We start from the raw sequence: 20,602 nt of genomic DNA on the forward strand, positions 1-20,602 counted from the left end.
ATAGTCTACCACATTCCCCCACTTTCTACCACCAAATTCCAAAAAAAGTAATCACTTTTTTTAGTCTTTTGATTTTTGCAGGATGAAAAGCAGTCTTTTTTGAGTTTTTTTAAGCTTTTCTCGATTGTTTAAAGTTTTTTTAAATTTCCTTAAATAAAGAAATGAATGATGCTTAAAATGATTAATGTCAAATATAAAATCAGACATAGTAAAAAGACTAATCGCCAAAACATTTTGAAATAACGTCCGTATAAAATCTCTTTATAGTAACGGCTATGAAAAACAGCCACGCCAATCCCTAAGATTAACAAAGCAATCATGAAATAAGGAACAATTGAGCGGTGGTAGACCGCCTTCGTTAATTCACTTAAACCGATGACTAAAAACGGCACAGAGATATCTGCGGTTTTCCATTTCAATCGCTTAATTGTCGGAACGCTTGTTTTCAAAAAGTTACATGCGAAAATCGCAATAACTGGAAATACATACCAAAATATGATAATTAGTGAAAATGACTTCATTGTTTAAATTCCTTCCTTTTTTTACAACCAAGCATACTATACTTGATTTTCTTTACATGAGTGTTGCAGTTCTCTTAAAAGTTTATGCATATTTTATTGTCTCTATTATATAGTAGAAACATTTCTTCTAATCAGCAAATTTCTATTGCAAAAAGCTTTTTAAAAGACTTAATAAAGCCTTATCTATTTAACCTAAATCCCTCCTTTAAAAAGTTAGTTATTAATATGGGGTAATCTAGCTTCGCTGGCTAACTCTCTTCGAAAAAGTGAAGAAGAAATTCGTGGCAAAAAACTCCACTATAAATTATCCTTGCACTTTGATGAGAACTAAACGAGCCTCCTTCGCTTTTTTTGTTGCAACCTTTTCCAAAAGATAGTAAACTTTAGATAATCAAAAATAAAGGACTGACGTATTTTGAAAGAGAAAAAAACGAGCACTTTAACGAAGTTAACTAAAATCTTCGCTTGGTCAATGGTAATCATTACTTTAGGTTCAGTATTAATTACTGCTTATACTGCTTTAACAAATTAATTATTTCTATTTAATAAAATGAAAGAGTGGCACAAAAGCTGTCTCCGTTATACAAATCTGATTACTGCGAGAAATTTTCTCCGCAGCTCAGTGAAGCCTTGTCTTTAAAACAGGCTTCATATTTGGTTTTAACGGATGTCAAAGGGCTTTTGTTCCACTCTCTATTTTTTTGCCTGTTGTAATAACTCGCGAGCGTGCTCCAAAGTTAGTTCGGTAATTTCTTTACCTGCTAACATGCGAGCAATTTCGGCTACGCGTTCTTCTTCGTTTAATTGATGAACTTGAGTTTCTGTTCGTTGGTTGCTGACTTCTTTGGAAATATAATATTCATAATCCGCCACCGCCGCAACTTGTGGTAAATGGGTGATACACAAAACTTGTGAAGCTTCGGAAATTTGATGAATCTTATTTGCGATAGCTTGAGCTACCCGACCACTAACACCGGTATCTACCTCATCAAAAACAATGCTGGTCATCCCTTGCACTTGAGAGAAAATAGTTTTCAACGCCAACATCACTCGCGATAACTCTCCACCAGAAGCAACTTTTACTAAAGGTTTCAATGGTTCACCGATATTCGTAGTAATATAAAATTCAACTCTATCTAGGCCGTTTTCATTTAGCTCTGGTAAACTTTCAAAGCGAATTTCAAAAATGGTGTTCTCCATATATAACTGATGCAACTCACTTTGAATTGCTTGTTCAATGTCACGACTGACAGCTAGGCGTTGTTGTTGTAGTTGTTCAGCTATTTTTTGTAAAGCGGCTTGCTGTTCATTAAGTGCCTGCTCCAAATTTTCCAGTTTGCCTTCTGAATAAATTGATTTTTCTAACTCGCTGACGATTTTTTGATAGTAAGCTAAAATTTCGGTAATTGATTGACCGTATTTGCGTTTTAATTGATGAATTAAATCTAAACGCTGCTGCACTTCTTCCAAGCGACCTTCATCTGACTCTAAATTTTCTACTTGGCGACCAATATCACTGGCTGCATCTTGCAGCAAGTAATGGGCGCTTTGCAGATTTTCCGCAATCGCTTGATAGTCTGCATCTAATTTACCAATTCCTTGCATTTCAGAAGCTGCCACCGCAATTTGATCCACAACACTTTGACCATCCGCCGTTAAAACTTGATAACTTAACGCCAACGTATCGACAATTTTTTGATAATTAAGTAACTTATCCCGTTCTTCAACTAAAGCTTCTTCTTCGCCTTCAGATAAATCCGCATCGGCAATTTCCTCTTGTTGAAAAGTTAGCATATCTACTCGCTGCACATAAGCTTGTTCATCTTGCTGCAAACGTTGTAGTTCACTTTCCAATTGTTTGGTTTCAAAATATTTTTGACGATATTGATTTTTCAACTGTTTGAAATCTTGATCCATGAAACTGTCTAACAGCTCTAAATGGCGCTCGGCTTTCATTAATTCTTGATGTTCATTTTGCCCTTGAATATCAACTAAATATTCACCCACGGCCCGCATGTTCGTTAAGGTCAACGTCCGACCGTTCACCCGACAAATACTTTTGCCTGAATGATAAATATCTCGTTGCACCACTAAAACTTCATCCGTTAAATCTATTCCTAATTCTTCAGCTAGTTTAAAGAAACTTTCTTGTTGCGGCAATTCAAAAATCCCTTCAATTAAACAGCTCTTCGATCCTTGACGAATATAATCACTAGAGCTACGGCTACCCGCCAATAAACTCATGGCATCAATGATAATTGATTTTCCCGCACCCGTTTCTCCTGTCAACGCTGTCATTCCAGTATGAAAAGATAATTTCAAATAAGAAATAATCGCAAAATTTTGAATCGTCAATTCTTGTAACATTTTGCCACTCCTCATTAATTATTTGATAAAACACGACGAAAATCTGTGCTTATTTTATAAATAAGCCAATAAATACTTTTCTAAAGCTTGCGCTTCAGCTTCGCTATTGGCAATTAATAAAATTCCAGCATCATCATTTAAAGTCGCAAAAATTTGTTCTCGCATTTGTTTTTCCAGCATCTGACTAACTGCCGCAGCATTGCCGGGAACAGTTTGTAAGAAAACAAATTTTTCCATCACTTTTACATTGACTAAAGCTTCCTTTAATAAACGGTTCAGGCGCTCCTCCAAATTTTCTTTGGTTTCTGTTGGCATGGCATATTGATAACCACCCGTCAGCGCCGGAATTTTAATTAATTTCAATTCTTTAATATCTCGGGAAATCGTCGCTTGAGTTACTTCAATTCCTTGAGCTTTTAAAATTTCAACAAACTCCTCTTGCTTTTGAATCACATTTTCATTCAAAAGCCGTGCAATTAAGCGATGGCGATCTTTTTTACGCATAGACGAACCTTCTTTCTATATTTATTTCTTTAAAGCTTGATGAGCTTCAGCAACAACTGCCGCCATATCAATATCAGCCGCGATTGCACCTGTGGTTTCAGCGACTAAGTGAACTAAAAATTCAATATTGCCTTCGCCACCAGTAATTGGTGAAAAGCTTAGTTCTTTCACTAAATAGCCTGTACTTGCTGCAAAATTTAATATATCTTTTAAGACTTGTTGATGAGTTTGCGGATCACGAACGATGCCTTTTTTGCCGACTGCTTCTCTGCCCGCTTCAAACTGTGGCTTAATTAAAGCAATCACCGAGCCTTGTTCTTTAATAATCTTATGTAACGGTGGTAAAATTAGTTTTAAAGAAATAAAAGAAACATCAATCGTGGCAAATTCTGGTTGTCCTTGCGTAAAATCTTCTGGCGTACAATAACGGAAATTTTTACGCTCCATCACTACCACCCGTTCATCTTGACGGATTTTCCAAGCCAATTGATTGTAACCAACATCTAAAGCGTAACTTAATTTAGCGCCATTTTGCAAAGCTGCATCTGTAAAGCCGCCTGTTGAAGCGCCGATATCTAAAATAACTTTATCAGCAACGGTTACATCAAAGTCCGACAATGCTTTCTCTAATTTCAAACCACCTCGTGAAACATAGCGCAACTGCTCCCCTTTGGTATGCAAAAGAGAATCGGCTGCGATTTTTTCACCAGGTTTATCTAAGCGTTGATTTTTTATATCATAAACCAAACCAGCCATCACAGCTCGTTTGGCTTTTTCGCGAGTTTCAAATAAGCCTTGATTAAAAGCCAATACATCTACACGTTCTTTTTTCATTTTTTCCTCTATTCTTGTTCTTCTTGCCAACGAAGCATATCAACGATTTCAAATAGCAAGCTTTCTGTGAAAAGTAAATCTTTTTGGCAAATTTTAATTAAGCAATCTTCAACTTGTTGCAACTCATAAGCTAAAGCAGCAATTGATTCTTCAACACCTAACAGACTTGGATAAGTATTTTTTCCTAAAGCCCGATCGCGACCAACATTTTTACCTAAAATATCGGCAGTTGCAGTCACATCTAACAAATCATCTCGCACTTGAAAAGCTAAACCTAAATGTTTCGCCATTTCTTGTAAAAGATCCATAATATCTTTAGGTTGATTAGTTAATTGTCCCCCAGCTACAATCGCAAACTCTAACAACTTACCTGTTTTACGTTCATGAATGGTTGCTAATTCTTCTAAAGTTAATTCTTGCCCTTCCCCTTCAATATCAGCAGCTTGCCCCGCTACCATCCCACTAGTTCCAGCCGCACGAGTTAAAGCTTGAATTAAAATCACTTTTTTCAAATCAGTAATTTCAGTTTGACTCAACAATTGAAAAGCTGCTGTCAATAAGCCATCGCCAGCTAAAATCGCCATCGCTTCGCCATAAACTTTATGGTTAGTTAATTCTCCGCGACGTAAATCATCATCATCCATCGCTGGCAAATCATCATGAATCAGCGAATAAGTGTGAATCATCTCCAAAGCTGCCGCCACTTGATAATGGCCTTTAGTTATAGGCACATGAAAAGCATCAATAACCGCTAATAAAAGCAGCGGACGCAATCGTTTGCCCCCAGCTTTAATAGAGTAAGTCATGCTTTCTAACAATTTTTCTTCATTGGTATTATCAGCAATAAATTCCAACATCGCATCCTCAACTTGAGGTAAATGTTGCTTAGAAAAAACATCTAAAAGTGTCATTATTTTTCGGCTCCTTCATTATCAAAAACCACTTCTTCACCATTTTCCGTCATGACTTTCGCTAAAGTTTTTTCCGCTTTAGTTAAAGTATCTTGACACTGCTTGCTAAGCGCCATTCCTTCTTGAAAAGCGGTTAAAGCATCCTCTAAGGGAATATCGCCTTGCTCTAATTGATTAACAATTTTCTCTAACGCCAATAATGACTCTTCAAATGTTGCTTGTGCCATTTTTTACACCTCTTATTCTTTCCTTACATCCTTTATTTAATTGCCAAAATTATTTCCAACTACAAATCATTGGTTTGAATTTCTTTGACTTCCGTAATAGCTTGACCATCGCGATAATTAATCACCACTTGATTGCCTATCGTTAATTCCGCCACACTTTTAACTACTTGTTGGTCTTTAGTAGTGTAGCTGTAACCTCGCCCCATAATTTTCAGCGGACTAAGTAAATCTAAAGCTTGCACCGTATTGCTAAACTGTTGCTGCTTATTGGCAAAATAGTAATTCATTTGTTGCAACAACTTGCCGTGTAAATATTGTACTTCCTGTTGTTTTTGCTGCACTTTAACCACTGGCGAATTTTGCTCTAAGCGATGGAAAATTTCTTGTGCCTGACGCTCTTTTTCAAAAACAACTTGTTGGGTGCCTTGTAACAAACGTTGTTGTAAGTGGTCCAGTTTTAAAGCTTGCGCTTCATAAAGCCGATTTGGTTGGTGGAAAACATAAAACTCACTGACTCGTAAAAAACGTTCCCGTTTCACTCGCAGTTGCTTATTTAAAGCTTGTTGCAAACGAACTTGCCGTTCTTTAATTCTCGTCAACTCTTCAGTTAAAACTGGTACCGCCAACTCAGCTGCTGCTGTTGGCGTAGCCGCTCGAACATCGGCAACTAAATCAGCTACTGTCGTATCGGTTTCATGCCCCACCGAAGAAATAATCGGTGTCTTAGCCGCAAAAATCGCTCTGGCCACTCGCTCTTCATTAAAAGGCCATAAGTCCTCAATAGAACCGCCGCCTCGCCCCATAATAATCGCATCAAAATTTCCAAGTTCTTCAACCTTTTGCAGATTTCTGACAACATCATCGGCTGCTTGGTTTCCTTGAACCACTGTCGGAAATAAAACGATTTGGGCAATCGGATAACGGCGTTGCACCGTGGTAATAATATCTCGAATCACGGCCCCACTAGGACTAGTTAAAACCGCAATTCTTTTAGGATAACGCGGCAACATTTTCTTCGGTGCAGAAAATAGGCCTTCCTGATTTAACTTCACTTTCAATTCTTCTAAAGCCTGATATAATGCCCCGACGCCATCTGGCTCCATATGTTCAATGTAGATTTGATAGTTGCCGCTCGCTTCATATAGCGAAATCCGTCCGACAACTAAAACCTTCATACCTTCTTTTGGCTCAAACTTCAATTTTTGAAAAGCACCTTTAAACATAATCGCCGAAATCTTCGCCCCATCATCTTTTAAACTAAAATATTGATGAGCATTAGCTCTTTTACGAAAATTAGAAATTTCGCCAGTTAAATAAACCCGCTCTAAATAGGGATCGGCTTCAAATTTTCGTTTAAGATATTTCGTTAGTGCCGTAACACTTAAATATTGCTGGGGCATCTTATTCAGCTCTTTCATAGTAATGTAATAATTTTAAGCTAATGTTTTTTTAGCTGCGGTTACAGTTTGTTCCATTAACATGGTGATTGTCATTGGACCGACACCACCGGGAACCGGTGTGATAGCACTAGCGATTTCTGCAACTTCCTCGTAAGCCACATCACCCACTAGTTTGCCAGCTGCGTTGCGATTCATTCCTACATCAATCACTACTGCCCCTGGTTTCACGTATTCTTTCGTCACAAATTCAGCTTTACCAATCGCTGCCACTAAAATATCGGCTTCTTTAGTAACTTCGCTTAAATTTTGTGTCCGTGAATGAGTAACGGTAACGGTGGCATTTTTATCAAGTAGTAAATGCGCCATTGGTTTTCCCACAATATTACTGCGACCAATCACCACTGCCCGTTTGCCTTCTAAATCAATTTGATATTCTTCAAACATTTTCATAATGCCATATGGTGTGCAAGGAATCATGCTAGGTTTGCCAGCAAATAAATTCCCCAAGTTAACTGGATGAAAACCATCAACATCTTTTTCAGGGGTAATGGCTAATAAAACTTTTTCTTCATCAATATGAGCTGGCAAAGGTAACTGCACTAAAATCCCGTGAAAAGTTGGGTCTTCATTATAAGCTTGAATTTTTGTCAATAGTTCTGCTTCTGAAGTCGTTTCTGGTAAACGTTCCACTTTTGAAAGAATCCCGATTCTTTCAGCAGCCTTTTCCTTATTGCGAACATAAACTTGGCTCGCTGGGTTTTCTCCTACCAATAAAACCACTAAACCAGGCTGAACTCCCTGTGCTTTTAATTCATTTACAGCTAAGGCTGTTTGATTTTGCATCTTCTCAGCTAATTTTTTCCCGTCAATCTTAACTACCATCTAAATAACATCCTCCATTTTACTTAATGCTTTTATTCTATCACAAGTTTAAATTGAAAGAAAATGCTAGTTTATGCAAAATTTCGCAAAAAATACATTTTATTACCAATTAGAAAATTTATCGTCAATTTTGACTTAACATTTTTAATCATAATAATAGTAGGAAAATTTTTTAAACTAGTCAAATTCTCCACAATAAACAGCTGTAAAAAAAGTCTGTCTGTGATACTTTATGCATATTTTTATAGCAAATAAGATAACATAAAAATCTCTTTGCAGGTCAGCATTGCCAACCTGCAAAGAGATTCTTTAAATTATGCTTCAATTTCTTTAACGACATTAGATAAAACACCATTCACAAATTTCCGTGATTGGTCATCACTAAAGGTTTTAGCCAATTCAATGGCTTCATTAACCGCTACCGTATTAGGCACATCATCCACATAAAAAATTTCAAACAAGGCGATTCGCAAAATGACTAAATCTAACTTAGCAATTCGTTGAATACTCCATTTATTTTTTAAATGACCTTGGATGCGTTCATCAATTTCTGCTTGTTTTGTTAAAACCCCACCAACTAATAAGTCTAGGTAAGCTGGAATAAAAGAGTCTTCTTCTTCGTTTAAAAGCTCTTGATGGTCTAATTCAATAGCATTAAAGATTGCATCTTGTTTAGATAAATCAGCATTAAAATCTAGGGGAAATAAAGCTTGCAAAGCTTTTTCCCGAATTTCATGACGAGATAGTTCCTTAGTCATCCTGTCCCTCTTCCTCATCTGAAAATAAATCATCCAAATCTAATTTTTCGATTTTTTCAGGAACAACAGCTACAATATGAACATTAACTTCAGCTAATGGAATATCAGTCATAAATAAAACTTGTTGTTTAACACGTTCTTGCATTTCCATTGCTACTTTTGGCACAGCTACGCCATAGTTTAAATAGCAATAAATATCAACTTTTAGCTCACCTTCATCAGAAGTTAAATAAACTCCTTTACCATGAGCTGCACGTCCTAATAATTCTGTAACATTGCTAGCAAAAGTTCCCCGCATACCATATACGCCTTCAACTTTAGCTGCCGCAATGCCGACGATTACTTCAATAACTTCAGGAGCGATTACAATCTCCCCTAATTCATGATTTGCATCTAATACTAAATTTCTTTCATCTGCCATTTCAAAGTTCCTCCCTAAATGAGATGATGATTTTCGTTAGGCCCTTCACTTAAGTCGCCTTAATCAACAAAATCAATAATCTTAACAATTAGGTAAAAAATTACCCATTCCATAAGTTAAGCACTACTCCCTACTAGTTTATCATTAAATCAAAAGATACGCCATAGTGAAAACTTCTCTGACAGAAAATATTATAAAAAGTCTTAAAAAAAGACAAAATCCTTGCTTTTTATCACTGAATAACAGCTTAAAAGCAAGGATTGAATGATTTTCATTAAATATTTTTAACGAATTTTTGTTAATAACATTTGAGCACAGTCAATTTGATTTGGAATATTGCCATTTTCATCTTCGACACGCCAAATATCTGGAGTAATTTCATCAACGACATACATTTTACCAGCGGCATCATAACCAATTTCAATTTTGAAATCAATTAATTTTAAATCTAATTTTGCTAATTCAGCCCGCAAAACCTCGCCAACTTTTTCTAAAATTGCTAAGCCTTCTTGATATTGACCCGGTTTTAAAATACCTTTCATTTGGCAAATTCGATCAGTAATTAAAGGATCCCCTTGTTCATCAGATTTTAAAGTCACTTCTAAATATGCTGGCTCAAAAGCAATGCCTTCAGCTAAGTCAAAACGGCGGCACATACTGCCAGCTGTATAATAACGTAAAACAAATTCTAATGGCGGAACGGTTAATTCCCGAACTTTCATTAAATTCTCTGATAAGTCAGCCCCTAAGTAATGCGTTGGGATGCCATTTTTTTCCATTAGTTCAAAAAAGTATTGTGAAATTTCTAAACCAATTTTCCCTTTACCAGCTACACTACCACCAACTGTGTTAGAGCCAGGATCAAACACGCCATCTTCACCAGTAGCGCTGTCTTTAAATAATAAATAAACATCTTGCGTTGCTTCATCTCTAAAAACTGTTTTGGTTTTGCCATCATATAATTCTTTCACTTGAATTACCTACCTTTTTTGTTTTTTACTTTTTAATCATACCTAGCAAAAAACAAAATGTCGATATTTTTATGAACAATCGCAAAAAAAAATTCGCGAACGTTCGTTTTCGATCGATAAACACATAAAAATTCATGAATGATATTCATTGATTACTGTATTTATATTTTTTTACTTAAATGATAAACAACTAAGAAAAAGAGACTGTATAAAACAACAAACGCCTTTAAAAAGCTGGCTATTGCTACTAATAAAATATTTTCAGCTGCTGGCGGCAATAACCTATTAAATTTATAGTTTAACAAAGGTCCACTGATAATCACTAATCCCCCAAACAAACTCGCTGGAAAAAGCAATTTCATTAAAATTTGCTTTTTGACTAGCTGATTAATTTGCACCGTATCTTTCCCCAGATAAAATAATAAAAATTATCCCTAAACTAATTTGCAAAAACCCCATCCAGCGCTGATTATTTATATCAAAAATTTTAATTTGCGGCTGAAACAATAAAGTTCCAAAAATAAAAGACATGGTAGAAAATAATAAGCATACACAAAAAACACTATTCATCATTATTTCTGTCCTTGGATTAGCGGTCACCCCCGCAGCCAAGTAAAGACTATCTTTTTGATAAAGTATCTCAGTCTTTGCTTTTCTTAAGTTGGCTATTTTCCCAAATAAAAACTGGTAAAAAGCAACGACCGTTAAAAACAGGGGGATCGCAATCAACGAAACCAGTAGTGCCGCAAATTTTTCAGGTAACACAACAATTCCAATTAATGACAGAAATAAGCAACCACCACTAACAATCAAGATTGAAGTTCCATACTGCTGGCCCGTTTTGTTTAATGGCTGATTGCGTTTTTTTTCAATCATTAGTTGCTTAATCGTTAATCTCTGAATGCTTCTTTTTAAAAGCCCCAAAGATATCAGCTCCATAATAAAAAAAAGTATCAAGGTTTGACCAACAACTTTTAAAAATAGACTACTTGCGCCATTAACAGCTTGATTGCGTGCGATTAGATTAGTAAGTAAAAAACCTAACAAAATACAAATGAAAAAACAAACGATACCAATCACGACAAATTCAACTAACACCAGTAAAATCAAATTATTTCTTTCCAGCCCCAACAACAAATAATTAGCAAATTCTTTGCTACGTTGTTTTAACATAAACTTGTTTATATAATTAACTAATATTAATAAAATCACGGTAATCAGCAAGGGCAAAGCCAGCGTTTGAAAGCCAGCTTGAATATTCCCTATCAAAGCAATGAAATTAGCCACTAACATAATTGAAAACAGAATGATTAAAGTCATTATATAGATCAGATAATCCGTAATTGAACGTTTGGCATTTCGTAAGGCTAGTTTAAAGTACATAATTATTTTGCGCCTCCATTTGTGCTAAAGTATCCAAAATATTCGTGAAAAAAGCCTGCTTTCCTTGTTGTTGGCGTTTAAGGTTGGCTTTAATTTCCCCATCTTCCAAAAAAAGAATCTCATCGCAATAACTAGCAGACAAAGCATCATGGGTAACCATTAAAATCGTTGCACCAAATTCTTGCCACAGCAGACTAAAAGCTTCCAACAATTGTTTGGTAGCCCGCGAATCTAAAGCACCAGTTGGTTCATCCGCTAAAATAATACTTGGATTCGTCGCCATCGCTCTGGCACAAGCACAGCGTTGCCGTTGTCCACCAGATACTTCGTAAGGGTATTTATCTAATATGGCAGTAATCTCTAATTTACTGGCTAAATTATCAATAATTCCAGCAATTTTTTCTTTAGCAATTTCTTTAATAGTTAAAGTTTCCAGCAAATTGTATTCTTGAAATACAAAACCCAAATGCTCTCTGCGAAATTTTGCTAAATCTTTTTCAGATATCGTTGCGATATCTTGCCCGTTAATTTCAATCGAACCACTTGTTGGTTTATCAATCGTAGCTATCATATTTAGTAAGGTCGTTTTACCAGAACCTGATGCTCCCATAATTCCTACAAAACTTCCTTGAAATACTTCAAGATTAAGATTGTTGATAGCATCGGTCGTAATACTTTCAGTTTGATAAGTCTTTTGAATATTTTTTAAATTTAGCACACAGGGTGTTGCAGGATTATTTTCGGGTGCTGCTATTTTTTCTGGCCCAATCCAATTAGTAATCAAATCAATTAAAACTTGCTCTGATTTTTCTGCTAACTGTTCTTCAGGAATCTTTTCACCAAGTAATAATTCATTTAAAGTGATGCCTAACAACTCACATAAAGGTAAAAATAAAGAGACATCCGGCATGGATTTTCCGCATTCCCACTTTGAAACAGCTTTACTGGTAATGCCAAGTTTTTCTGCCAATTGATTTTGCGTCCAGGCAATCATTTTCCGCCGCTCTGAAATAAATTTTCCAATCTTTATCCGATTCATGGCTTTACCTACCTTTTCTTTTTCACCACTAGTTTAAACTATTTAGTCAATTTCGCAAACCTACCAGTGGTAGAATCTCCTTAAAAGCTTGCTATCACAAGTTAATCTACTGCTAGTTTACTTTAATTTGCGCAAATTCCCCCATAAAAAAAGAAGCTACTTTCATAGCTTCTTTTTTACCAAATGAGTTTACAACTAACTTCTTAAGCCTTTACCACTATCAACTAAGTAATAACAAATTGCGTAAAGCACAATGATAAATAGCACTAAAATTGAAATAGAAATGATAATCGGTACATCAGTTGTTCCCAGAAAGCCATAGCGAAATCCTGAAATCATATAAACGATTGGATTTACCTTTGATACAGCTTGCCAAAACGGTGGCAACATTGAAATCGCATAAAATACGCCACCTAAATAAGTTAATGGTTGTAAAACAAAAGTAGGTACAATCGAAACATCATCATAAGATTGCGCAAAAACACCATTAATTAAGCCAGCTAAGGAAAATACAATCGCCGTCATTAATACGGTAAGCACCACAATCAACCATGAATAAACGTGCAGGGGTACAAAAAACAAGGAAACAATCGTAACTAACGTCCCCACTAAAATACTTCTTCCTAAACCACCAATGATAAAGCCCCAAATAATCACATGAGTTGGCACTGGCGCAACTAATAATTCTTCAATATTTTTTTGAAATTTTTGCGAAAAGAAGGACGAAGAAACATTGGCGTAAGAGCTAGTGATTACTGACATCATAATCAACCCTGGTACAATAAATTCCATATAAGAGAAGCCGCCCATATCGCCAATTCGGCCACCAATCATTTTGCCAAAAATGATAAAGTATAATGAGGTCGTAATAACTGGTGGCACTAATGTCTGCACCCAGATACGCAAATAACGATTGGTTTCTTTCACTGCTAAACTTTTTAATGCGGTAACATAGGTACTAAACATTTTGCTCCTCCGTTTGCTGCTTTTCTTCAGTAATTTTTAAAAATAGTTCTTCCAAGCGATTGGATTTATTCCGCATCGAAAGGACTTTGATATTTTGTTGGTCAAGCTGTTGAAAAATATTGTTAACCCCTTGGTTTCGTTCGACTTCTACCGCCAGGGTTAATTCATCTTCAAAAGAGCTACTATAACCTTGTATCTCAGGTTTTTTATCATAATGTTCCAAATCAAAAATAAACGTTTCGTATTGTAGTTTCGCCAACAAGGACTTCATGCTAGTATTTTCGATTAACTCACCTGACTGAATAATACCGATATTACGGCAAAGCATTTCAGCTTCCTCTAAATAATGCGTGGTCAAGATGATTGTTGTGCCATTTTCATTTAATTCTCTTAAAAAAGTCCACATTTCTCTTCTAAGCTCAATATCCACGCCAGCCGTTGGTTCATCAAGAATTAATAAACGGGGTTCGTGCATTAAAGCACGGGCAATCATCAATCGGCGTTTCATTCCGCCAGAAAGCATACGGGCCCGCTCATTTCTTTTCTCCCATAAATTTGACTGTTTTAAATATTTTTCGCTACGTTTCAAGGCCTCTTTTCTAGCAACACCGTAATAGCCAGCTTGGTTTACAACAATTTGTTGAACAGTTTCAAAGGGATTAAAATTAAATTCCTGCGGCACAAGCCCAATTTGTTGCTTTGCTCGCTCTAAATCATTATCAAGGTCATAACCAAAAACCTTGACTTGCCCCGTCGTTTTATTGACAAGGGAAGTAATGATGCCAATTGTCGTTGATTTCCCAGCGCCATTTGGACCCAATAGCGCATAAAAATCGCCTTCTTCGACAACTAAATCAATCCCCCGTAGCGCTTCAACGCCGGTTCCATAAACTTTTTTTAACCCTTTTAATTCAAGTGCATAATTCATTGACTGAATAACTCCTCACTAATATTCTCTTTTATTAAAGTACATAACAGTTAAAAATTTATTAACCATTATTCAAAAAAATTTGATTCAATAAGCCCGTAAATTCTTCAATATTTTCTGAAACTAAAGAATAATACTGCCAATTCCCCGCTTTTCTCGCTGAGACAAGCCCCGCTTCCATCAAAACTTTCATATGGTGAGAAAGGGTCGGCTGTGTAAAATCAAAATGATTTAAAATCTCACAAGCACATTTTTCTCCCGATGAAATCACATCTAAGATTTTTAGCCGATTCGGTTCAGCAATTGCCTTCATCACTTTTGATACTTGCAAATAATCCATGGTTTTACCCTCCAGATAGATATTCGTCTATATATAATATAGATAAACATCTATACTTTGTCAATCAGCAAGATAAAAAAAGCTATAAAGACTGAATTTATCAATCTTTATAGCTTTTTAAGTCATTCTATAAAATAATTAATTCTTTTGGTGAATGGGTTAAAACTTTATTACCAGTTTCAGTAATTAATAAATCATCTTCAATTCTCACGCCACCAACACCTGGCACATAAATGCCTGGTTCATCAGTAATGATGTTGTTAGCCACAAAAGCTTTTTCAGCTCGGAAAGAAACATTTGGTCCTTCATGAATTTCTAAACCGATTCCGTGGCCGGTTGAATGACCGAACGCTTCCCCATAACCTTTGGCTGTAATTAAATCACGAGCCACTGCATCTAACTCAATACCAGTAACGCCAGGTTTGGCCACTTCAAGCACTTGCAACTGAGCATCTAAAACGATTTGATAAATCTCTTTTAATTTTTCACCAGGGTCACCAATCGCAAAAGTTCTGGTCATATCAGAAACATAACCTTGATAGTAGCAACCAAAATCTAAAGTGATGATTTCACCTTTTTCAATCACTTTTTGACTAGCTACGCCATGAGGCATCGCTGAACGCAAGCCACTAGCGACAATCGTATCAAAAGAAACCCCACTGGCTCCTAAAGAACGCATGTAAAAATCCAATTGATTAGCGACTTCAATTTCTGTCATGCCAGGTTTAATAAAATCTAAAACATGAGCGAAACCTTTATCAGCAATCTCACAAGCTTTTTCAGTTATCGCAATTTCATTGGCATCTTTGACTTCTCGCAAAGATTCAATCATTCCTGCCACAGGCTCTAAACCAGTATCTTCAAGGAAATCTTGATAGATTGAATATTCAGCAAAACTCAAATGATTTTCTTCAAAAGCTAATAAGTTAACTTCTTCCGCTTCACAAATATTAGCTACTTCTTGATAGATTGAACCACTATGTTTTACAATTTGATAACCTTGCGCTTGTTCAGCCGCTTGCTCTGTATAGCGAAAATCAGTAATAAAGAAAGCATTATTACCTGTAATTACTGCCAACCCAGCTGTTCCGGTAAAGTTTGTCAAATATCGCAAATTATAGTTACTTGTAATTAAAAAACCGTCAACGCCTTCTTTACGCATTAACTGACGCAAATTATTAATTCGTGTTTCTAACACAAAAATCCCTTCTCTCTCTCAAATTCATCTTTTATTATAACAGAAAATCATCTTAATGAACTGATAGAAGACAAAAAAATTGACTTTAAGCACATTTGCCTAAAGTCAATTTTCAAATTATTTTGAAGCTATTCCCTTCACGCCACGTTTCACAACATCGAAAAAGCTCAATGATTGCACCATACGCTCTGAAGGAACATAATTACGAATCGCTCGTAAAACTTTTTTAGCATCTTTGGCTGCAAAAGTGTAAGTCCCATTTTTTTTCGTTTGAATGGCAAAACGAGGAATCCATCGACCTTTAAACATCACAGAAGCTAGTACATAATCAACTTCTTCCCAAGGGATTTGCATATATTTTCTCGTATCGCGATCGTGATAAAATTCAAAACTTTTATCACCAATCATAATTTTTCCATAATCTGTAAGCCCGGTAAAAGCTGTACCTTCTATCACTAAATCAACTTTAGTATTTAAAGATTGGACCATGATGAATCCTCCATTTCTTTCATTATAGGCAGGTAGCCTGTTATTTTTAAATTATAGCAAGCCTGCTAAGTGACCAAGGACACCGACAATGAATAAGCCAATGATAATGATGATTGGAGAAACTTTTTTCTTCAATAACCACATACATAATAAAGTTAGTAACAATGGCACTAAACCAGGAATCAATTGATCTAAGTTTTGTTGTAAGGTTGTAACTTTAGTTGATGACAACGCCAAACCTGAATCGACTTGTTCAAATGCTTCGCGAATCCCTTTTGAACCTTCAGATAGTTTATCCCATTCAATATAGGCGCCTTTATCCAGTTGAACTTTTGCAACAGTCGGAACAAACTTGATGGATACCCACCGCTGCACCAAAGCAGCTAGAACGAACATCCCTAAGATGGAAGCACCTTTAGTAATGTCTTGTAATAAGCCACCTGATAAATCATCAGTAATTTTAGAACCGGCACGATAACCAAATTCTTGTGTGTACCACATAAATGCCCAACGAATAATATTCCAAGCAACGAAGAAAATAATCGGACCTAAAATACTACCACCCATTGCTAAAGATGCACCTAACGCACCTAACATTGGTCGAACTGTAAACCAGAACACGGGATCGCCGACACCGGCTAAAGGTCCCATCATCCCAACTTTAACCCCTTGAATTGCTACATCATCAACTGGCGCCCCATTAGCCCGTTCTTCTTCTAAAGCTAAGGTTACCCCTAAAATTGGTGAAGCAATATATGGGTGAGTGTTAAAAAATTCTAAATGTCGTTTTAAAGCTAAAGTACGATCTTCTTTTTTAGGATATAATTTTTTGATTGCTGGAATCATTGCAAAAGCCCAGCCACCATTTTGCATCCGTTCATAGTTCCAAGAACCTTGAAGGAATGTGGAACGCCATGCAACTGCTAAACGATCTTTTTTCGTTAATTCAATTTTTTCTGCCATTTTCTTTTCCCTCCAAGTCTAATAATCATTTAAGATATCATCTAACGGATCACCGGTATTACCGCCACCAGCACTACCAGAGTTACCCATTTTAGATAATTGAATATAAATTAAAGCTAATGCAACACCAACTGCTCCTAGAGCGATTAATGTTAATTCAGAAATTGCAGCAATCACAAAACCAAGAATGAAGAATGGCCAAACTTCTTTAGTTGCCATCATATTGATAACCATTGCATAACCAACAGCTACAACCATTCCCCCACCAATTGCCATACCATCACTTAACCAAGCAGGCATTGATTCTAATAAGTTTTGTACGATTTCTGGTTTAATTAATAGTAAAGCGGCTGCGGGAACAGCAATCCGCACACCTTGTAAAAGTACTGCTAAGATATGCCACATTTCAACACCACGAATATCACCGCGGTCTGCCGCTGCATCCATTAAATGAACCATTGGTACAGCTAAAGTTCTAACGATCATTGTTAAAAACAAACCTGCTACGGCAAGGGGTACAGCAATTGCAATTGCTGATGGTACACCTGCCACACCTTGACCACCTAAAACTAAAATAATTGCTGACGCAACTGAAGCTAATGCCGCATCTGGCGCTACAGCTGCACCGATATTCGCCCAACCAAGAGCGATCATTTGTAAAGATCCACCAAGAACAATTCCGGCTTCTAAGTTTCCTGTTACTAAGCCGATTAAAGTACAAGCAACTAGCGGTTGGTGAAATTGAAATTCATCTAAAATCCCTCCCATCCCTGCTAAGAAAGCTACTAAAATAACTAATATCGCTGGTACAATAGGTAATGCTAATTCCATTATAAAAACCTCCTTCTATTTCACATTTGCCAATTCATGTTTGGCTTTTTTAAGAATTTCATCCATATTATCTTTAGAATCATTAGGTACTTTACGAACATCAAATGTTAAGCCTTTAGATTTTAATGTTTCAAAAGTTTCCACGTCGTCTGTTCCCATTGATAAGACTTTACTTACAACAACTTTACCAACTGAGTGAGCCATTGAACCGATATTCAAATCTTTGATTTCTACGCCGCCCTCAACTGCTCTTAAAACATCTTGTGGATTTTCAAAAAGCAACATTGCTTTCGTATTACCAAAACGTGGATCTTTAGCAATCTCAATCATTTTTTGAACAGGAATCACGTTAGCTTTTACCCCAGGAGGTGCAGCCTGTTCAATTAATTTTTTCCGCAAATCATCTTTCGCTACCGCATCAGAAACAACAATAATCCGGTTTGGCAAAACTGATTTAGTCCACGCGGTTGCAACTTGCCCATGAAGTAAACGAGAGTCAACCCGCGTTAAAACGATTTTAATTTTGCCATCGCCAACAACGGTACCTTCTGGTAATGAGCCGCCATGTCCTTGATTGCCGCTAACTTTGCTTGTTTCTTGTGATTCTAATGATTCAGGACGTACCCGAATGCCTTCTTTCGCAATCGTAACTAAATGGCTAGCAATTTCATGTGATGTTGTCATAGAAAAACGAGAAGCATAAGCTTCAATTAACATCGGTAAATTCAAGCCACTAACAATTGCCCAATGATCTTTGTGTTCTTCAAATAGTGAATTGGCTTGATTGAAAGGTGTGCCACCCCATAAATCAATTAAAAACAGAATTTCTTCTTCATCCAAGGCGACAATTGCTGTTTCAATCTTAGCTTTTAAATCTTCTGGGCCTTCGCTAGGCATTAAAGTAATTGCCTGAACTTTTTCCTGCTCTCCAAAAATCATTGAGCCAGATTGCAAGATACCTTCAGCAAATTCTCCATGACTAGCAAGAATAATCCCTACCATATCTATTTCCTCCATTCTATTGCTTAATAAAATAAAAATAATACACTTTGATAAAATTGCTGTTGCCTTTTTGAAAAGAATTACCTTATTTGAAATTAAGGATAAAAGTAATAATTTCTTAGTTACAATTCCAATCACAGTAATTTTTCCTTTTGCAACAAATCGACTAATTTAACTTTACGATCAGCCGGAACTTTACGAATTTCAATTTCAATTCTTTTAGAAATTAAATAGCGAAAAGCTTCAATGTCTGCATCATCAATCGAAACAAAATTAGTAATCATTCGTTTGCCATCTTGAAATCGCATCCCGCCAATATTGATAGAGGGAAGTCTGACGCCAGCTTTGACAATCGCCGCCACATCTTGTGGATTCGTAAACAGCAACATGACCTTAACACCTGCAAAAAGAGCATGGCGATGAACTTCAACCATTTTTTTTACAGTAATCACATTAGCTTTGATACCAGGGGGAACTGCTTGGCCTAATAAAAACTTCCGCAATTCATCCTTAGCAACTTCATCACTCACAACAATAATTCTTTGAATACCTGTCGTTTTTGCCCAGACGGTTGTAATTTGTCCGTGAATTAACCGATCATCAATTCGTGCTAAGCAAATATTCATCATAGTTACCTCCTCAACAAATGGCCAAAAATGGTAAGATTCTTAGCCAAAATGCCCACCTACCTTTCTCATCTTTATATAAGCAAGTACCGTGCCAAAATACACTAACTTAGCCTCACACAATACAGGCTTTTACGCAATACACAAAGAATACACTAGAGTTTAGTGTATTCTTTGTGGGGTTGTGTATTGTTGGAAAAATATTATAAAATTAATGTTTCCATAAACTATCTAAGACACAAGCATTACGAACGCTATTAAAGCTAAATTTAGCAATCAAAACCACCAGTGAGAACTGGTGGTTTGCTCTGAGGCTATAAGCCTCTATTACCGGCCACGGCCTGAAAGGCCCTCTGAATGGTCTTCCTTCCGCACCACTTTTTCTCGCCGATTCTATAAGAATCCCTTTCTATCTTTTCTTATTTTTATTCCCCGTGAATGGATCATACTCCTCAAACAACGTTAGCTGATCTGCTACATAATCTTCTTGTATTTGATTTCGTATATATTATGCTATCTTTTCCTTATTTCTTCCTACTGTGTCCACATAGTATCCTCGACACCAAAATTTTCGGTTCCCATATTTATATTTTAGATTTGCATGTCGGTCAAAAATCATTAAACTGCTTTTCCCTTTCAAATACCCTATAAACTGCTATACACTTATTTTCGGTGGAATACTCACTAACATATGAACATGATCTTTACAGGCGTTTGCTTCTAGTATCTCTACTCCTTTGCGTTCGCATAACTCTCGCAATATTTCTCCGACACTTTGTTTATATTTTCCGTATATTATCTGTCTTCTATATTTGGGGGCAAATACTATATGATACTTACATCTCCACGTTGTATGTGATAAACTTTCTTTATCCTTTTTCATAAAGGTTCCTCCTAATTTTGATTGTGATGCGGTCGGCAAACCTTCATCAGTTTATCATTTTAGGAGGCTTTTTTATACCTCGCTGGAAGCTCTCCGGAACCACCCGCTTAGCAGGTGGTTTTCAGTACATACAAAAAAAGCCGCCTTCCCCCTTAAGA

General features: G+C 36.4%; 24 protein-coding genes and 2 pseudogenes. 1 reads left to right on the forward strand and 25 read right to left on the reverse strand.

What is annotated here, in order from left to right:
• Positions 1-149 precede the first annotated feature (149 nt).
• Positions 150-521, reverse strand: a complete 372-nt coding sequence (locus M2139_RS07060; protein WP_280738123.1) for a DUF3397 domain-containing protein — start codon at positions 519-521, stop codon at positions 150-152.
• A gap of 415 nt (positions 522-936) precedes the next feature.
• Here M2139_RS07060 and M2139_RS07065 point away from each other — a divergent pair, with 415 nt between their 5' ends.
• A complete protein-coding gene (locus M2139_RS07065; protein ID WP_280738122.1) occupies positions 937-1,053 on the forward strand; it encodes a DUF4044 domain-containing protein in 117 nt (38 codons plus the stop codon).
• A gap of 161 nt (positions 1,054-1,214) precedes the next feature.
• On the opposite strand, the gene recN is transcribed toward M2139_RS07065, so the two are convergent.
• The 24 genes and pseudogenes from recN to tnpA form a co-directional block, all read right to left on the reverse strand.
• Positions 1,215-2,888 carry a DNA repair protein RecN gene (gene recN / locus M2139_RS07070; protein WP_280738121.1) on the reverse strand — a complete coding sequence of 558 codons (1,674 nt, stop codon included), beginning with the start codon at positions 2,886-2,888 and terminating at the stop codon, positions 1,215-1,217.
• Positions 2,889-2,942: 54 nt separating this feature from the next.
• Positions 2,943-3,392 carry an ArgR family transcriptional regulator gene (locus tag M2139_RS07075; RefSeq protein ID WP_280738120.1) on the reverse strand — a complete coding sequence of 150 codons (450 nt, stop codon included), beginning with the start codon at positions 3,390-3,392 and terminating at the stop codon, positions 2,943-2,945.
• Between the two features lie 21 nt (positions 3,393-3,413).
• A complete protein-coding gene (locus M2139_RS07080) occupies positions 3,414-4,226 on the reverse strand; it encodes a TlyA family RNA methyltransferase (protein ID WP_280738119.1) in 813 nt (270 codons plus the stop codon).
• A gap of 8 nt (positions 4,227-4,234) precedes the next feature.
• Positions 4,235-5,137 carry a polyprenyl synthetase family protein gene (locus tag M2139_RS07085; RefSeq protein ID WP_280738118.1) on the reverse strand — a complete coding sequence of 301 codons (903 nt, stop codon included), beginning with the start codon at positions 5,135-5,137 and terminating at the stop codon, positions 4,235-4,237.
• Positions 5,137-5,364, reverse strand: coding sequence for an exodeoxyribonuclease VII small subunit (locus M2139_RS07090; RefSeq protein WP_280738117.1), 228 nt, complete (start codon positions 5,362-5,364; stop codon positions 5,137-5,139). Before M2139_RS07090 ends, M2139_RS07085 begins: the two co-directional genes overlap by 1 nt.
• Before the next feature lie 59 nt (positions 5,365-5,423).
• Positions 5,424-6,764 carry an exodeoxyribonuclease VII large subunit gene (gene xseA / locus M2139_RS07095; RefSeq protein WP_280738116.1) on the reverse strand — a complete coding sequence of 447 codons (1,341 nt, stop codon included), beginning with the start codon at positions 6,762-6,764 and terminating at the stop codon, positions 5,424-5,426.
• 33 nt (positions 6,765-6,797) lie between these two features.
• A complete protein-coding gene (locus tag M2139_RS07100; RefSeq protein WP_280738115.1) occupies positions 6,798-7,646 on the reverse strand; it encodes a bifunctional methylenetetrahydrofolate dehydrogenase/methenyltetrahydrofolate cyclohydrolase in 849 nt (282 codons plus the stop codon).
• A gap of 314 nt (positions 7,647-7,960) precedes the next feature.
• Positions 7,961-8,404, reverse strand: coding sequence for a transcription antitermination factor NusB (gene nusB, locus M2139_RS07105; RefSeq protein ID WP_280738114.1), 444 nt, complete (start codon positions 8,402-8,404; stop codon positions 7,961-7,963).
• A complete protein-coding gene (locus M2139_RS07110; protein ID WP_280738113.1) occupies positions 8,397-8,825 on the reverse strand; it encodes an Asp23/Gls24 family envelope stress response protein in 429 nt (142 codons plus the stop codon). The genes nusB and M2139_RS07110 overlap by 8 nt, the downstream gene beginning before the upstream one ends.
• Before the next feature lie 284 nt (positions 8,826-9,109).
• The gene (locus tag M2139_RS07115; protein ID WP_280738112.1) at positions 9,110-9,796 is read right to left on the reverse strand and encodes a phosphoribosylaminoimidazolesuccinocarboxamide synthase; all 687 of its coding nucleotides are present in this window, start codon (positions 9,794-9,796) and stop codon (positions 9,110-9,112) included.
• 161 nt (positions 9,797-9,957) lie between these two features.
• Complete coding sequence (locus tag M2139_RS07120; RefSeq protein ID WP_280738111.1) at positions 9,958-10,194, reverse strand: hypothetical protein; 237 nt, start codon at positions 10,192-10,194, stop codon at positions 9,958-9,960.
• On the reverse strand, positions 10,184-11,179 hold the full coding sequence (locus M2139_RS07125; RefSeq protein ID WP_280738110.1) for an FtsX-like permease family protein: 996 nt from the start codon (positions 11,177-11,179) through the stop codon (positions 10,184-10,186). The genes M2139_RS07120 and M2139_RS07125 overlap by 11 nt, the downstream gene beginning before the upstream one ends.
• Entirely contained in the window at positions 11,169-11,897 is a 729-nt protein-coding gene (locus M2139_RS07130; RefSeq protein WP_280738161.1) for an ABC transporter ATP-binding protein, read from the reverse strand. The genes M2139_RS07125 and M2139_RS07130 overlap by 11 nt, the downstream gene beginning before the upstream one ends.
• A 126-nt stretch (positions 11,898-12,023) precedes the next feature.
• Positions 12,024-12,218, reverse strand: a pseudogene (locus M2139_RS07135) (helix-turn-helix transcriptional regulator); the annotation flags it as partial.
• A gap of 195 nt (positions 12,219-12,413) precedes the next feature.
• The gene (locus M2139_RS07140; RefSeq protein WP_280738109.1) at positions 12,414-13,184 is read right to left on the reverse strand and encodes an ABC transporter permease; all 771 of its coding nucleotides are present in this window, start codon (positions 13,182-13,184) and stop codon (positions 12,414-12,416) included.
• Positions 13,177-14,112 (reverse strand): ABC transporter ATP-binding protein, encoded by a 936-nt coding sequence (locus M2139_RS07145; protein ID WP_280738108.1) that lies wholly within the window; start codon positions 14,110-14,112, stop codon positions 13,177-13,179. Before M2139_RS07145 ends, M2139_RS07140 begins: the two co-directional genes overlap by 8 nt.
• A gap of 61 nt (positions 14,113-14,173) precedes the next feature.
• Positions 14,174-14,452: a metalloregulator ArsR/SmtB family transcription factor gene (locus M2139_RS07150; RefSeq protein ID WP_280738107.1), complete on the reverse strand. Its 279-nt coding sequence runs from the start codon at positions 14,450-14,452 to the stop codon at positions 14,174-14,176.
• Positions 14,453-14,579: 127 nt separating this feature from the next.
• Positions 14,580-15,650, reverse strand: a complete 1,071-nt coding sequence (locus tag M2139_RS07155; RefSeq protein ID WP_280738106.1) for a Xaa-Pro peptidase family protein — start codon at positions 15,648-15,650, stop codon at positions 14,580-14,582.
• Positions 15,651-15,767: 117 nt separating this feature from the next.
• Entirely contained in the window at positions 15,768-16,139 is a 372-nt protein-coding gene (locus M2139_RS07160) for a DUF956 family protein (RefSeq protein ID WP_280738105.1), read from the reverse strand.
• Positions 16,140-16,190: 51 nt separating this feature from the next.
• A complete protein-coding gene (locus M2139_RS07165; RefSeq protein WP_280738104.1) occupies positions 16,191-17,102 on the reverse strand; it encodes a PTS system mannose/fructose/sorbose family transporter subunit IID in 912 nt (303 codons plus the stop codon).
• An 18-nt stretch (positions 17,103-17,120) separates the two neighbouring features.
• Positions 17,121-17,933: a PTS mannose/fructose/sorbose transporter subunit IIC gene (locus tag M2139_RS07170; RefSeq protein WP_280738103.1), complete on the reverse strand. Its 813-nt coding sequence runs from the start codon at positions 17,931-17,933 to the stop codon at positions 17,121-17,123.
• A 15-nt stretch (positions 17,934-17,948) separates the two neighbouring features.
• Positions 17,949-18,935: a mannose/fructose/sorbose PTS transporter subunit IIA gene (locus M2139_RS07175; RefSeq protein WP_280738102.1), complete on the reverse strand. Its 987-nt coding sequence runs from the start codon at positions 18,933-18,935 to the stop codon at positions 17,949-17,951.
• Between the two features lie 134 nt (positions 18,936-19,069).
• Positions 19,070-19,561, reverse strand: a complete 492-nt coding sequence (locus tag M2139_RS07180) for a mannose/fructose/sorbose PTS transporter subunit IIB (protein ID WP_280738160.1) — start codon at positions 19,559-19,561, stop codon at positions 19,070-19,072.
• A gap of 409 nt (positions 19,562-19,970) precedes the next feature.
• Positions 19,971-20,444, reverse strand: a pseudogene (gene tnpA, locus M2139_RS07185) (IS200/IS605 family transposase).
• Positions 20,445-20,602 lie beyond the last annotated feature (158 nt).

The organism is Enterococcus sp. PF1-24, from assembly GCF_029893325.1.
Taxonomy (GTDB): domain Bacteria; phylum Bacillota; class Bacilli; order Lactobacillales; family Enterococcaceae; genus HY326.